General features: G+C 74.2%; 9 protein-coding genes, 1 tRNA gene and 1 pseudogene. 6 read left to right on the forward strand and 5 right to left on the reverse strand.

From position 1 onward, the window contains the following. Window positions 1-83 precede the first annotated feature (83 nt). The gene (locus tag ACIQGZ_RS15430) at window positions 84-1,232 is read left to right on the forward strand and encodes a DUF475 domain-containing protein (protein ID WP_402602122.1); all 1,149 of its coding nucleotides are present in this window, start codon (window positions 84-86) and stop codon (window positions 1,230-1,232) included. A 72-nt stretch (window positions 1,233-1,304) separates the two neighbouring features. Here ACIQGZ_RS15430 and ACIQGZ_RS15435 read toward each other — a convergent pair whose 3' ends face one another. Further along, complete coding sequence (locus ACIQGZ_RS15435) at window positions 1,305-2,480, reverse strand: ROK family transcriptional regulator (protein WP_402602124.1); 1,176 nt, start codon at window positions 2,478-2,480, stop codon at window positions 1,305-1,307. Between the two features lie 118 nt (window positions 2,481-2,598). Further along, window positions 2,599-3,666, reverse strand: a complete 1,068-nt coding sequence (locus ACIQGZ_RS15440) for a DUF2637 domain-containing protein (protein WP_402602125.1) — start codon at window positions 3,664-3,666, stop codon at window positions 2,599-2,601. Window positions 3,667-3,959: 293 nt separating this feature from the next. Between ACIQGZ_RS15440 and ACIQGZ_RS15445 the strand changes: the two genes are divergently transcribed. After that, the gene (locus ACIQGZ_RS15445) at window positions 3,960-4,691 is read left to right on the forward strand and encodes a Tellurium resistance (protein ID WP_402602379.1); all 732 of its coding nucleotides are present in this window, start codon (window positions 3,960-3,962) and stop codon (window positions 4,689-4,691) included. 43 nt (window positions 4,692-4,734) lie between these two features. Here the strand turns inward: ACIQGZ_RS15445 and ACIQGZ_RS15450 are convergent, their stop codons facing one another. Next, window positions 4,735-5,619, reverse strand: a complete 885-nt coding sequence (locus tag ACIQGZ_RS15450) for a TerD family protein (RefSeq protein ID WP_402602126.1) — start codon at window positions 5,617-5,619, stop codon at window positions 4,735-4,737. 389 nt (window positions 5,620-6,008) lie between these two features. Between ACIQGZ_RS15450 and ACIQGZ_RS15455 the strand changes: the two genes are divergently transcribed. From ACIQGZ_RS15455 to ACIQGZ_RS15465, 3 genes and pseudogenes are all read left to right on the forward strand, one after another. Continuing rightward, window positions 6,009-7,187 carry an HpcH/HpaI aldolase/citrate lyase family protein gene (locus tag ACIQGZ_RS15455; RefSeq protein WP_402602127.1) on the forward strand — a complete coding sequence of 393 codons (1,179 nt, stop codon included), beginning with the start codon at window positions 6,009-6,011 and terminating at the stop codon, window positions 7,185-7,187. 213 nt (window positions 7,188-7,400) lie between these two features. After that, window positions 7,401-10,102 (forward strand): annotated as a pseudogene (locus tag ACIQGZ_RS15460) (phosphoribosyltransferase domain-containing protein). Between the two features lie 100 nt (window positions 10,103-10,202). After that, window positions 10,203-11,060, forward strand: coding sequence for an HAD family hydrolase (locus ACIQGZ_RS15465; protein ID WP_402602129.1), 858 nt, complete (start codon window positions 10,203-10,205; stop codon window positions 11,058-11,060). Window positions 11,061-11,393: 333 nt separating this feature from the next. On the opposite strand, the gene ACIQGZ_RS15470 is transcribed toward ACIQGZ_RS15465, so the two are convergent. Continuing rightward, window positions 11,394-11,615, reverse strand: coding sequence for a zinc ribbon domain-containing protein (locus ACIQGZ_RS15470; RefSeq protein ID WP_402602131.1), 222 nt, complete (start codon window positions 11,613-11,615; stop codon window positions 11,394-11,396). Between the two features lie 95 nt (window positions 11,616-11,710). After that, complete coding sequence (locus tag ACIQGZ_RS15475) at window positions 11,711-13,165, reverse strand: hypothetical protein (RefSeq protein ID WP_402602132.1); 1,455 nt, start codon at window positions 13,163-13,165, stop codon at window positions 11,711-11,713. A gap of 113 nt (window positions 13,166-13,278) precedes the next feature. Between ACIQGZ_RS15475 and ACIQGZ_RS15480 the strand changes: the two genes are divergently transcribed. Beyond that, window positions 13,279-13,350: transfer RNA gene (locus ACIQGZ_RS15480), tRNA-Val, on the forward strand. Window positions 13,351-13,454 lie beyond the last annotated feature (104 nt).

Genomic DNA, 13,454 nt, shown 5'->3' on the forward strand with positions numbered 1-13,454 from the left:
GGGGGATGCCTATCGGACAGTGACGGGTCGCCGTCCCCTTCAGGCGCTGGCGCTCACCACCGACGAAAGGTATTCGACCTCCCGTGTTCCTCCGCACTTTCGGATGGTCCTTCGCCATCACGGTTGCCGGACTCATCGCCGCAGGGCTCCTCTGGGGCCCCACCGGGTTCGGCGTCGTGGCCATCCTGTCCGTCCTGGAGATCTCGTTGTCGTTCGACAACGCGGTCGTCAACGCCTCGGTGCTCAAGCGGATGAGCGCCTTCTGGCAGAAGATCTTCCTCACCGTGGGCGTGCTGATCGCCGTCTTCGGCATGCGGCTGGTCTTCCCGCTGCTGGTGGTGGGGCTCACCGCGCACATCGGTCCCGGCACCGTGATCGATCTGGCGCTCCACTCGGGCAAGACGTACAACGGGCTCACCTACGGCCAGCACCTCAACGAAGCCCACCCGGCCATCGCGGCCTTCGGTGGCATGTTCCTGCTGATGATCTTCCTTGACTTCATCTTCGAGGACAAGGACTACCAGTGGCTGCGCTGGATCGAACGGCCGCTGGCGAAGATCGGCAAGCTGGACCAGCTCTCGGCGCTGGTCGCCATGGTGGTGCTGGCGCTGTCGGCGAACTTCTTCGGCAACGGCCACGCCGAGACCGTCCTGCTGTCCGGCCTGCTCGGCCTGGTCACCTACCTCGCGGTCAACGGCCTGGCCAATGTCTTCGAGAGCAGCATCGAGGAGGACGAGGACGCCGAGGAGTCCGACGACGCCGAGGGGGAGAAGGCCGCGGCCCCTGCGGCGGCCGGCAAGGGCAACAAGGCAGTGGTCGGGCTGGTCGGCAAGGCCGCCCTCTTCCTCTTCCTCTACCTGGAGGTCCTGGACGCGTCCTTCTCCTTCGACGGTGTGGTCGGCGCCTTCGCGATCAGCAACGACATCTTCCAGATCGCGCTGGGCCTCGGCATCGGCGCCATGTACATCCGGTCGCTGACCGTGTACCTGGTCCGCAAGGGCACCTTGGACGACTACGTCTACCTGGAGCACGGCGCGCACTACGCGATCGGTGCGCTGGCGATCATCCTGATGGTCTCCATCAAGCACGAGATCCCGGAGATCGTCACCGGCCTGATCGGCGTCGCCTTCATCCTCGCCGCGCTGGCTTCCTCGATCGTGCGGAACCGCCGGCTGGAGGGGTCCGAGGCGGCACCGTCGGAACCGGAGAGCGTCACCGGCAGCAAGGTCTGACACCGGCCCCGGGGCAGCCCCCCGAGCGCCGGAGGCCGACCGCAGGCTGAACGCCGCAGCGCCCCGCCGTCCTCACCGGACGGCGGGGCGTCGGTGTCCCGGTGCGTCGAAGCGGCGGCCGAGTATCTGCTCCAGGGCGGCCCGCACCCCCACCGACACCGCGCCGGTGAGCACCGCCGCGTTGCCCAGCGCGGAGACCGCCACCCGCGGCGGGTACGGCAGCCGCCCGGCCAGCCGGCGGGCGACCCGCTCCAGCAGCAGGTCCCCGTTGAGCCCGATCCCGCCGCCGAGCACCACCAGCTCGACGTCCACCACCGAGGCCACCGGCACCACATACGCGGCGATCCGCCGCGCCTCCTCGCTGACCACCGCCAGCGCGGCCCGGTCACCGGCCCTGGCCCGGTCGAACAGCGCCTCCGGGGTGAGCCCGCCGGGCTCGGCCGGCAGCAGCTCGCAGGCGTGGCGCAGCAGGGCGGGGGCGCACGGGTCGTCCGGGTGGTAGCCGTCCGGGAAGGCGAGGTCCAGCTCGCCCGCCGCCCCGGCGAAGCCCCGGTGCAGCTCGCCGCGGAGCACCAGCCCGGCGCCGACCCCGGTGCCCACCGACAGGAAGCAGAAGTCGGAGACGTCCCGGCCGACCCCGCGCCACTGCTCGCCCAGCGCGGCCAGGTGGATGTCGTTCTCGGCGGTGACCGGCAGGCCGAGCGCCTCCTCGAAGGCCCGCTGCACGGGGAAGCCGTCCAGCGCCGGTATGTTGGCGGCCTGCCAGACCCGCCCCTCCCGCCGGTCCACCACGCCGGGCAGCCCCACCACCGCGTGCTGGAGCAGCCCCCGGTCGACCCCGGCTTCGGCGGTCAGCTCGTCCGCGATCCGCGCCGCCGCCCGCACCATGCCGGCCGCGTCCAGCCCGGCCGCCGCGATGTCGCGCCGCAGCCGCATCCCGCCCGCCAGGTCGGCCAGCACCGCCCGCAGCCGCCGGGCGCCGACGTCCAGCGCCAGCACATAGGCGGCCTCCGGCTGCGGGGCGAAGAACACCGCGCCATAGGTCGGCCCCAGCTCCTCGCGCACCGTCTCGGTGACCAGCGCCATGTCCAGCAGGTCCTGGAGCAGTGCGGAGACGGTGGGCTTGGAGATCCCGGTCCGCCGGGCAACCTCCGCGCGCGAGATCGGCGCCCCGGCGCGGATCACGTCGAGGACCGCCCGGAGGTTGATCTCCCTGAGCGTGGTCGAGGTCGCTGGCCGGGCGTTCATGCGCACCACTCTAAGGGTCGGGCACTGCCCGGCGGCAGCTTGTCCGAGCCACCACGACGACGGCCGGGCCGCGCTTGGCACGCGCGGCCCGGCCGTCGGTGCGAGGGTGCCGTACGGGTCAGCCCAGGGTCTGCTCGATGGCCCGGAGCTTGCGCTCCAGGGAGTCCAGCCGAGGCATCGCCAGGGTGTCGTCGTCAGCGGTCAGATCGATGGTCCGGCTGGTCGGCAGGGCGGTCGACCTGCTGCCGGCGGCGACCGCGCGCCGCCCGCTCATCGCGGCCGGCTCCAGGGCCGCCGCACCGGTGGTGGCGTCGTCGGGTTCTGGGGCAGGCTCCGTAACGGGCTGCTCGCCGGCCGCCGTCAGCGCCGGGACCTGCCGACCGCCGCGCCGCCCGGTCCAGACCCGGCCCTGCCGGGCGATGGCCTTGAGCTCGGCGCGCTCGCGCCGGTCGGCGGCCCGAGCGCGGACCTTGGTGTCCAGCTTCTGCTGCCGGTCGTCGCGGACCTCCTCGACCGCCTCGTCCAGGCTGCGGACGCCCTCCAGCAGCATCAGCGACCAGGCCGCGTAGGTCTCGCGGGGGGCGCGCAGCCAGCGGACCATCCGGATCTGCGGCAGCGGGCGCGGCACCAGGCCCTGCTCGCGCAGGGCGGCCTTGCGGGTCTGCTTCAGCGCCCGGTCGAACAGGATCGCCGCCGAGATGGACATGCCGGAGAAGAACTGCGGAGCGCCGTCGTGGCCGCCACCGCGCGGGGCGTGCACCCAGTTGAACCAGGCGGAGGCGAAGGCGAAGAGCCAGACCAGCAGCCGGGAGCCGAGCGCCGCGTCGCCGTGGCTGGCCTCGCGCACCGCCAGCACCGAGCAGAACATCGCGGCGCCGTCCAGCCCGAACGGGACCAGGTACTCCCAGCCGCCGGACAGGTTGAGGTTCTCCCGGCCGAAACCGACCAGGCCGTGGAAGGAGAGCGCGGCCGCCACTGCGGCACAGCAGAAGAGCAGGACGTACGAGGCGATGCCGTACACCATCTCCTTGCGGCGGCGGCGCTCCTCGCTGCGCTCCCAGGAGTCCTGGTTCGGCGACTCGCCGGGTGTCCGCTTGGTGCGGAGCATGGCGAGCAGGATCACCGTGAAGAGCAGCGCGGCGCCGCCCACGACGGCCCAGACCATCTGTATGGAGGAGAGAGTCATTGCGGAGTGAGCCTCGGCTTTCGGGCCGTGGAACGGGCGTTGGGGGCAAGTGCTCTGACGTCGAGTCGTGCCACGTGTGACGGGCGAGACACCTGTGCGGCACGACGATATCGCGTCAGGAGCTGTGCATAGTAAGCGGAGTGTCCGGCCAGGACGAGGCGGTCCGGCGTTTTCCGGACGAGTACGGAAAACTGGTGCTCGCGACGGACCCGGGAGGGTAACCCCTGGGTGACGGAACAGCGCTGCTCCGTCGTCAGTTTCTGATCGGGCATGTGTACGTGGGGGTGGCATCGTTGACTTCGCTGTGGGACTACCTGCGGCGGTCGCGGCAGGTCGTGGAGGCGGGCGGCCTGCACAAGGTGACGCTGACCAAGGCGACCCCCGTGGTCTCGCTGACCGAGCAGGGCGCGGTCACCGGGCATCTCCAGATCAATCTGCACTGGACGATGCGCGAGGCGGACGTGGCGGGGGCGGGGCGTGGCGGGCTGCTGCGCCAGGCGCTGTTCCGGCCGGCCGCGCCGCAGAGCGCCGGGCGGGCGATGGTCAACGTCGACCTCGACCTGGCCTGCATGTACGAGCTGGCGGACGGCAGCCGCGGGGTGGTCCAGCCGCTGGGGAACCTGCTGGGGGACCTGCAGCGGCCGCCGTTCATCAAGCTCAGCGGGGATGACCGGTACGGCGCGCCGTCCGGCGAGACGATGTACGTCAATCTCGACAAGCGGGACCAGTTCAAGCGGTTACTGATCTTCGTCTACATCTACGACGGCACTCCGGCCTTCGACCGCACCCATGCCGTGGTGACGCTCTTCCCGTATGTCGGGCCACGGATCGAGGTGTCGCTGGACGAACGCGCCCCCCAGGCGCGCTCCTGCGCCGTCGTCATGATCGAGAACAACGGCGGCAATCTGACGGTGCGCCGCGAGGTGCGCTACGTCTACGGCTTCCAGTCGGAGCTGGACCGGCTGTACGGCTTCGGCATGCAGTGGCAGCGGGGGTACAAGACGCCGCAGGGCACGCCGGACTGACGGCGCGCCGCCGCACGGGCGGTGCCGGGCGGCGGTCGGCGGCTCAGCGTGGCTGGAACTGCGGCCCTTGTGGCGGCAGCGCGAAGCCGGCCGGGCCGTCGGGCTGCCGGGGGTCGCCGTACCGCTGGGGCGCGGTGGCCGGGACCGGGGGCGCGGTCGGCGGTGCGGGCGGGGCCTGCGGCGGCAGCGGCGGATAGCCGGGGGCGGGCGCGGCGGTGGGCTGCGGGTGGCCGTAGCCGGGCTGCGGCGCCGGGGTCGGCCGGGGGTCCGGGGCCGGTTCGGGCGCGGACGGTTCGGGGGCGGCCGGTTCTGGGGCGGGCTGTTCGGGGGCGCGCGGAGTCGCGGGGGCCGGGACCGAGGCGGCCGGGAGCGCGTCGGCGGGCTCCTCCTCGTCCACCGTGATCCCGAAGTCGACCGCGAGCCCGGCCAGTCCGGAGGCGTACCCCTGGCCGATGGCGCGGAACTTCCACCCGTCGCCGCGCCGGTACAGCTCCGCGCAGAGCAGGGCGGTCTCGTCCCCGGCGTCGGTGATGTCAAAGCTGGCCAGCGGCTCGCCGCCGTCCGGGGTCCGGGCGTCGTACAGCAGCACCCGCAGCTCGGAGAGCGCCCCGAACGGGCCGTCCTCGGCGGAGCCGGCCACCACCACCCGCTCGACGTCCGGCGGGAGTTTGGCCAGATCGACCTCCACGGTGTCCGCGATCGTCTCGCCGGCCCGCTGCTTCGCCCGGTGCCGTACCAGCCCGGACGGGTGCCGTGGCTGGTTGTAGAAGACGAAGTCCGCGTCCGAGCGGACGTTGCCGTCGCCGCCCAGCAGCAGCGCGGAGGCGTCCACGTCGGGTGCGCCGGCGCCGACGTTCCAGCGCAGCACGGCGCGGACCGCGGCGGCGGACAGCGGGATGTTTGAGCCCTTCACCATGACCTGCGTCATGGCGCACCATCCTGCCGGTTCGGGCGCCTTTCGGACAACGCGCGGGCGGTGCCGGGCGGGCGCGGACCCCTGCGGAGCCCCGGGCGAAGCGGAGGATAATCTTCCGAGAAATCAGCACAATGAGTCTGTCCATCGGACCGGCGGTACGTACGATTGTCGGCCAATGGGTCTCGGGTCTGCGGTGCAGGCCGCGGACCGGCCAATGGGGGGCGCGCGACCGACCGTCGCGCCGGGCACCAGGAGTCCGCTCCGGCGTGCACCACCCCTCCCCGGTCCGCCCGGGAGCCGCCGCCGCTGCCGCGCCGCCCCCGGCCCGGTACCGGCGCAGACACGCAGGCACCACCAGCCCGCCGCCGCACAGCGGGCCCGGACCACCACGGGGAGAGCACATGCGCCACTTCGGGCACCTGGACGACGGCGTCCGGCAGCGGCTCTTCCACCGGCAGCCGGAGCCCTTCACCCGGGACGGCGACCCCGCCGCCCTGTCCACCGTGCTCGGCGCCACCCTCTACAGCCCCGCCACCCGCCCCAGCCTGCTGGCGGACATCCACAAGCAGACCGCGCGCGGTGTGGTCTCCATGGTGCTCTGTCTGGAGGACGCCATCGACGACCGGGACGTCCCGGCCGGCGAGGCCAACCTGGTGGCCCGGCTCACCGAACTCGCCGCCCGCACCCCGGACCCGGACGCCGACCCGCTGCTGTTCATACGGGTCCGCACCCCCGAGCAGATCGGTGACCTGGCCCGCAGACTCGGCCCGGCGCTCCCGGTGCTCTCCGGCTTCGTACTGCCGAAGTTCACCGAGGAGTCCGGCACCCCCTTCCTGGAGGCGCTCACCGCCGCCGAGGCCGCCTCCGGGCAGCGCCTCTTCGCCATGCCGGTGCTGGAGTCGCCCGAGCTGGCCCATCTGGAGTCCCGCCGCGAGGTGCTGTTCGGCGTCTCCCGGGTGCTGGAGAAGTACCGGGACCGCGTCCTGGCCGTCCGGCTCGGCGTCACCGACCTGTGCTCCGCTTACGGCCTGCGCCGCTCCCCGGACCTCACCGCCTATGACGTCGCCCTGGTCGCCTCGGTGATCGGGGACGTGGTCAATGTGCTGGGCCGCGCCGACGGCACCGGCTTCACCGTCACCGGCCCGGTGTGGGAGTACTTCCCCGTGCAGGAGCGGATGTTCAAGCCGCAGCTGCGCCGCTCGCCGTTCGCCCAGGCCGACCCGACCGGCGAGTCCGTCCGCCGCCAGCTGATCGAGCGCGACCTCGACGGCCTGATCCGGGAGATCGAGCTGGACCGGGCCAACGGGCTGCTCGGCAAGACCTGCATCCACCCCAGCCATGTCCCCGCCGTGCACGCGCTGTCCGTCGTCACCCATGAGGAGTACTCGGACGCCGGCGACATCCTGCACCGCGACCGGTCCGGCGGCGGAGTGCTGCGGTCCGCGTACACCAACAAGATGAACGAGGTGAAGCCGCACCGCGCCTGGGCCGAGCGGATCATGCTGCGCGCCGCCGCCTTCGGCGTCGCCCGCGAGGAGGTCACCTTCGCCGAGCTGCTCGCCGCCTGCCTGCGCGCCTGACCCGGCCCCGGCGCCTCGCGACCGCGCTCGAAACCTCCCGGTTGCGGGGGAATGCCCGCCTGTGGATCGGCCCGGTGTCACGGGGGCCCACCGCCAGGACGTACCTTCGTACTGGCATTCCATCCCCGGAGTGCTGTGTGAAACCGGCCGCCGTACGAAACCGGCCGCCGTACCCCAACCGGCCGCCGCGCCCTCGGACAGAGAGCAGAGACCTTGACGCACCAGGACTGGACCGGTCAGTGGGTGGCGGACCGCCTCGGCGTGCGCCTGGACGGCGACCCGGCGCTGCACGGCCTGCTCGGCCTCGCGCTGCGCCGCAACCCCCGGCGCGCCCACCTGCTGGTCTCCAACGTCCTGGGCAAGCACGTCCCGCAGCTGCCCGCCGTGGTGCACGGCGCCGGGGTCGCGCTCGGCGTACGGGTCCGCGAACTGCTCGGCCCCGACGAGGCCGTCCGGGCCGTCGTCCTCGGCTACGCCGAGACCGCCACCGGGCTCGGCCACAGCGTCGCGGACGGCCTGGGCAGCGCGCCGTATCTGCACTCCACCCGCCGCCCGGTGGCCGGCGCCGCCCCGGCGGGCGGCTTCGAGGAGGAGCACTCGCACGCCACCTCCCACCTGCTGCTCCCGGCCGATCCGCAGCTGCTGGCCGGCGGCGGCCCGCTGGTGCTGGTGGACGACGAGTTCACCACCGGCCGGACGGTGCTCAACACCGTCCGCGCCCTGCACGCCGCATACCCCCGCGAGCGCTATGTGATCGTCTCGCTGGTCGACATGCGCGACGCCGAGCAGCGCGGCCGACTCGCCAAGGCCGCCGCCGACCTCGGCGCCCGCCTCGACCTGGTCGCCACCGCCACCGGCACCGTCCGGCTGCCGCCCGATGTGCTGCCCCGCGCCCAGGCGCTGATCGAGGCCCAGGACCGCGCGACGGCCGCCACCACCTCGCCGGCCCCGGCCTGCGGTGAGCCGACCCGGGTGGAGCTGGGCTGGCCCGCCGGCCTGCCGGACGGCGGCCGGCACGGCTTCACCCCCGCCCACCGCAGCCGCCTGGCGGCCGCCCTGCCCGCGCTGGGCGACCGCCTCGCCGCCGCCCTCACCGGCCGGCCGCGCCGGGTGCTGGTGCTCGGCTGCGAGGAGCTGATCTACGTACCGCTGCGCCTGGCCGAAGCCCTCGGGAACAGCCTGGGCGCCGCCAGTGAGGTGCGGTTCTCCACCACCACCCGGTCACCGGTCCTGGCCGTCGACGACCCCGGCTACGCCATCCGCACCCGGCTGGCCTTCCCCGCCCACGACGACCCGCACGACGGGCCCGGCGAGCGCTACGCGTACAACGTCGCGCCCGGCGCCGACCCCGCGCGCCGCTTCGACGCCGTGGTGCTCGTCGTCGACCACCCCGCCGACACCCCCGCCCTCCACCAGCCCGGACACGGGCTGCTCGCTCTGCTGCGACAGGTCACCGACCAGGTGGTGCTGGCCGTGGTTCCCTCGTACTCGCCCCACCGGGCACCTGCGGAAGGAACCAATCCGCCGGCGCAGAGCGTTTGAATCCACGGCGGCCCACCCCAGCAACGGACGAGCCGGCAACGGACAAGCCGGCAACGCCCGGCCCGGCAGCGACACGCGTACGGGCCCACCGAGCACCCGGCCACCCGCCCGAACCATTCGGCGCATCACCGAAGGCGAGCATGACGACGATGGCGAGCCCCGCAGCCCCGGTCCTTCCCGACAGCGCGGGAGTGCTCCCGGAGCCCCTGCACGGGCCGGGATTCTCCTCCTACGCCGCAGACGAGGTCTCCTGGCTGCTCACCGACCTCTCCGACGTGCCGCTGGAGGCGCCCACCGAGGAGCGCGAGGAGGCCATCCAGAGCGGCGGCGCCCACTACGCCGAGATGCTGCCGATCGAGTACCAGCCGAGCCCCGAGTACCAGGAGCTGTTCCACCAGGCACTGCGCGCCTCCGCCGCCCGGATCGCCCAGGCCGTCGGCACCGTCACCGAGACCCTGCTCGCCGAGCGCGGCACCCGCACCGAGAGCGGCGGCGTCGTCCTGGCCTCGCTCGCACGGGCCGGCACCCCCGTCGGCGTCCTGATGCGCCGCTGGGCCGCGTACGCCCACGGCCTCGACCTGCCGCACTACGCCGTCTCCATCGTCCGGGGCCGGGGCATCGACACCGTCGCGCTGCGCTACCTCGCCGCCCACCACGACCCGCTCGACGTGGTCTTCCTGGACGGCTGGACGGGCAAGGGCGCCATCACCCGCGAGCTGCACGACGCCCTCGACGGCACCGGCTTCGACCCCGAGCTGGCCGTCCTGGCGGACCCCGGCCGGTGCGTCGGCACCTACGGCACCCGCGAGGACTTCCTGATCCCCTCGGCCTGCCTCAACTCCACCGTCTCCGGCCTGGTCTCCCGCACCGTGCTGCGCGCCGACCTGATCGGCCCGGACGACTTCCACGGCGCCAAGTACTACCGCGACCTCGCCTCCGCCGACGTCTCCGGCGCCTTCCTGGACGTGATCAGCGACCACTTCCCGGCGGTGCGCGACGCGGCCGTCCGGGGCGCCGCCGCCCTGGTCGACGCGGACCCGGCCGACCGCGCGCCCACCTGGGAGGGCTGGGCCGCCGTGGAGCGGATCAGCGCCGAGTACGGCATCGACAGCGTCAACCTGGTCAAACCCGGCGTCGGCGAGACCACCCGGGTCCTGCTGCGCCGGGTGCCCTGGCGCATCCTCGCCCGCCGTGGCGCCGGGGCCGACCTCGACCACGTCCGGCTGCTCGCCGCCCAGCGCGGCGTCCATGTCGAGGAGGTCGACGACCTGCCGTACTCCTGCGTCGGCCTCATCCATCCCCGGTACACGCGCGGCGCCACCGGCGAGGACGGCACCGCGGCCACCGCCCCCACCCCCGTAGGTGACGCCTGATGACCCGCCCCACCGCCCGCGCCCGCCACATCGAGCCGCAGCGGGGGGCGCCCCCCGGGCCCCCTGCCGGTGTCCGCCCGACCCCGGCAGGTGACGCCCGGTGACCGCCCCCGCCACCCGCTTCCTGGTCGCCAGCGACCTCGACCGCACCCTGATCTACTCCCCGCGCGCCCTCGCGCTCGGCGTGCCCGACGAGGAGGCCCCCCGGCTGCTCGCCGTGGAGGTGCACAACGGCAGGCCGCTCTCCTTCATGACCGAGCAGGCCGCCGAGCTGCTGGTCGAGCTGATCCGCTCCTGTGTCTTCGTACCGGCCACCACCCGCACCCGCGCCCAGTACCAGCGCGTCAACCTCCCCGGCCCCCGCCCGGACTGGGTCCCCCGCTATGCGATCTGCGCCAACGGCGGCCATCTGCTGGTCGACGGCGCCGTCGACCACGACTGGCACGCCGACGTACGCGGCCGCCTGGCCGACTCGTGCGCGCCGCTGGAGGAGATCGTCCACCACCTCGCGATCAGCGCCGACCCGGAGTGGACCCTCAAGCGCCGCGTTGCCGAGGACCTCTTCGCCTACCTGGTCGTGGAGCGCGACCAGCTCCCGCCCGGCTGGCTGGGCGAGCTGACCGCCTGGGCCGCCGACCGCAGCTGGACCGTCTCCCTCCAGGGCCGCAAGGTCTACGCCGTGCCCGAGCCGCTCACCAAGAGCGCCGCCCTCGCGGAGGTGGAGCGCCGCACCGGGGCGTCCACCGTGCTCAGCGCGGGCGACTCGCTGCTCGACGCGGAACTCCTGCTGGCCGCCGAGGCCGGCTACCGCCCCGGCCACGGCGAACTCGCGGACACCGGCTGGACCGGCCCCGGCGTCACCGCGCTCCAGGAGGTGGGTGCCGCAGCGGGCGAGGAGATCGTCCGCCGGCTGCTGGCCCGGGTCCGCGAGGGCGAGCTCACCCGGGTGGGGTCCTGACCCCGCCGGCCTGGCCGTCGCCCTCGCCCGTGCCGGCCCGGTCGGTGACGCCGCCGGGGCACGGCTGACGGACGTACTCGGCTTCCCCGCCGAGTGCCGCGCGCGGACACCACCCGGGGCCGACTGGCGGTACGTCAGCCCCGCAGGCGGCGCCGACCACGGAGGACCCGCCCCGGCCGCTACCGGACCACCGACCGGGGCGGCGCGGCCGACCGGAGCGCCGGTCAGGACGTCACGGCCTGCCCGCTGGACGGGATCGTCCGCCCGGCGCGGCACCGCGTGCGGCTGCCGGTGGCCGGCTGAACGGGCCGATCCTGGCCGGCCCGGGAGCGGCTACCCGCAGCAGCCGCCACCGCAGCAACCCCCGCCGCCACCGGCGGCGGGAGCGGCCGGAGCCGCGCCGGAGGAGGCGCCGGTGACGGCGACGGTGGAGAGCAGCTTCACCGTGTCCTGGTGGCCCTGCGGGCAGGTCGCCGGGGCGTTGGCCTGGGACATGGGGCGGCGGAGTTCGAAGGTGGCGCCGCAGGAACGGCACCGGAAGTCGTAGCGAGGCATGGGCTCAGCGTACCCAGCAGCCCCCACACCGTCAGTACGGCCACCGTTCAGTACGGCCACAGTTCAGTACGGCACCGATCCGCCCGCCGGGACGGTCAGTGCCCCGACCCCCGGTCCTCCCGGATCTGCTGCACCACCTGGGCCGCCGTGTCCCGTACCCCCGTGGTCTCCCGCAGGAAGTGCCAGTAGTCCGGATGCCGCCCGGTCAGCCCCGCCACCGCCCGGTCCAGTCGGCCCACCGCCGCGTCCAGCGGTCCCGCGTGGCGCGGGTCCGGCGCCGAGCGGCCCGCCATGGCCAGCCGCTGCGCGTCCCGCAGCGCGAACCGGGTCCGCTCGATCTCCGCCTTGGGGTCCCGCTCCACCTCGGTGAGCCGGCGCAGCCGGTCCGCGACCTCGGCCACCGCGCCGTCGGCGGTGTTCAGCAGCGCCCGCGCGGTGGCCAGCGCGGCGGTGGCGTCCGCCCATCGCTGCTCGTCCCGGGCGGCCGTCGCCTCGCCCAGCCTGGTGCGGGCCGACCCGACCGACTCCGCCGTCTGCCGCGGGACCCGCTGGAGGTCCTGCCAGCACTCCGAGCTGAACCGGCGCCGCAGCTCGGACAGGGTCGGCTCCACCCCGGCGGCCTTGGTCTCCAGCGCCTGCGCCCTGGTCCGCAGGCTGACCACCCGGCGGTCGATCTCCCGGGCGCGCTCCGGCAGCTGCTCGGCCTCGCCGCGCACCGCCTCGGCCTGCCGCAGCACCTCGCCGGCCCGTTGCAGGGTCCGCTCGACCCCGTGGCGTCCCGCGCCCTCGTTGAGCAGGGTCAGCTCTGGGGCCAGCGCCGCCAGCCGCCGGGCCGGCTCGTCGGCCCGCAGCCCCGCCTCCCGTACCGCGTCCAGCGCGGCCGTCGCGCCCAGCAGCGCCCGCTTGGCCCGCTCCACGGCCGGCGCCACCTGGGCCAGCTGCGTCTCGGCGCGGGCCAGCAGCGGCTCCAGCGAGCGGTGGTACTTCTCCAGGTCGTCCTTGACACTCTGCAACTGCTGCCGGGACTGCTCCAGATCCCGCCGGGCCCGGGAGGCCGCGCCGGTCTCCAGGCCGTCGGCGTCCAGGTCATGGGCGTCCAGGGCGGCGATGTACGCGCTGGAGACCTCGTCCACCCGCTGCGACAGCGCGGTGAACTCCCCGACCAGCCGCCGGGCCCCCGGCGAGTCGTCCACGGCCTTGACGGTCTCCACCGAGATCCCCACCTCGCGCTGGGTGGAGTCCAGCTCGTAGAACGCCTGGGCGGCGGCGTCCTTCGCGGCCTGGGCGTCGGCCCGCATGTTCTCGTTCCGCCGCCACCACGAGCGGGTCCCACCGCCGGTGTACGACCCGGGCGCGGCGGCCACGGCCACCACGGCGAGCGCCAGCAGCGCGGGCAGCGGCACGACCAGCTCGGCCAGCACGGACCTGCGGCGCACTGCCGTGATTCCCGCCGTCACATCGCACTCCAAGCTCGCCCACGCCCGGCGCCCCGCCCGTACGGCAGTGCGACCATCGGCCCGCTGATCCGCACCCATTGTCACCGATCTCATCCTCCCACCCCCAACCCCCCATGACACCGCCCCCCAGCCGCCGACCACTCCGCGGACCGGGTACTCTTGCCTTTCGCCGTGTACGTGCCGTTCCTCGGAGCCCACGTCCGCGCGGGCGCATAGCTCAGTGGTAGAGCACTGCTCTTACAAAGCAGGGGTCGGCGGTTCGAAACCGTCTGCGCCCACCCCACGCACAACGAAGGCCCAGCTCGGCGGTGACACACCGCAGACGCTGGGCCTTGATCGTTCCCCCGCCCGGACGCGGGCCCGTGCCGGATCAGAGGGCCGG

This window comes from Streptomyces sp. NPDC092296, assembly GCF_044755465.1.
In the GTDB taxonomy this organism is placed as follows: Bacteria; Actinomycetota; Actinomycetes; order Streptomycetales; family Streptomycetaceae; genus Peterkaempfera.

What these genes read in the sequence shown, in the direction of transcription:
- ACIQGZ_RS15435 (WP_402602124.1), bottom strand. Translation starts at nt 2,480, where the DNA reads ATGAACGCCCGGCCAGCGACCTCGACCACGCTCAGGGAGATCAACCTC.
- ACIQGZ_RS15440 (WP_402602125.1), bottom strand. Translation starts at nt 3,666, where the DNA reads ATGACTCTCTCCTCCATACAGATGGTCTGGGCCGTCGTGGGCGGCGCC.
- ACIQGZ_RS15450 (WP_402602126.1), bottom strand. Translation starts at nt 5,619, where the DNA reads ATGACGCAGGTCATGGTGAAGGGCTCAAACATCCCGCTGTCCGCCGCC.
- ACIQGZ_RS15455 (WP_402602127.1), top strand. Translation starts at nt 6,009, where the DNA reads ATGCGCCACTTCGGGCACCTGGACGACGGCGTCCGGCAGCGGCTCTTC.
- ACIQGZ_RS15470 (WP_402602131.1), bottom strand. Translation starts at nt 11,615, where the DNA reads ATGCCTCGCTACGACTTCCGGTGCCGTTCCTGCGGCGCCACCTTCGAA.
- ACIQGZ_RS15475 (WP_402602132.1), bottom strand. Translation starts at nt 13,165, where the DNA reads ATGAGATCGGTGACAATGGGTGCGGATCAGCGGGCCGATGGTCGCACT.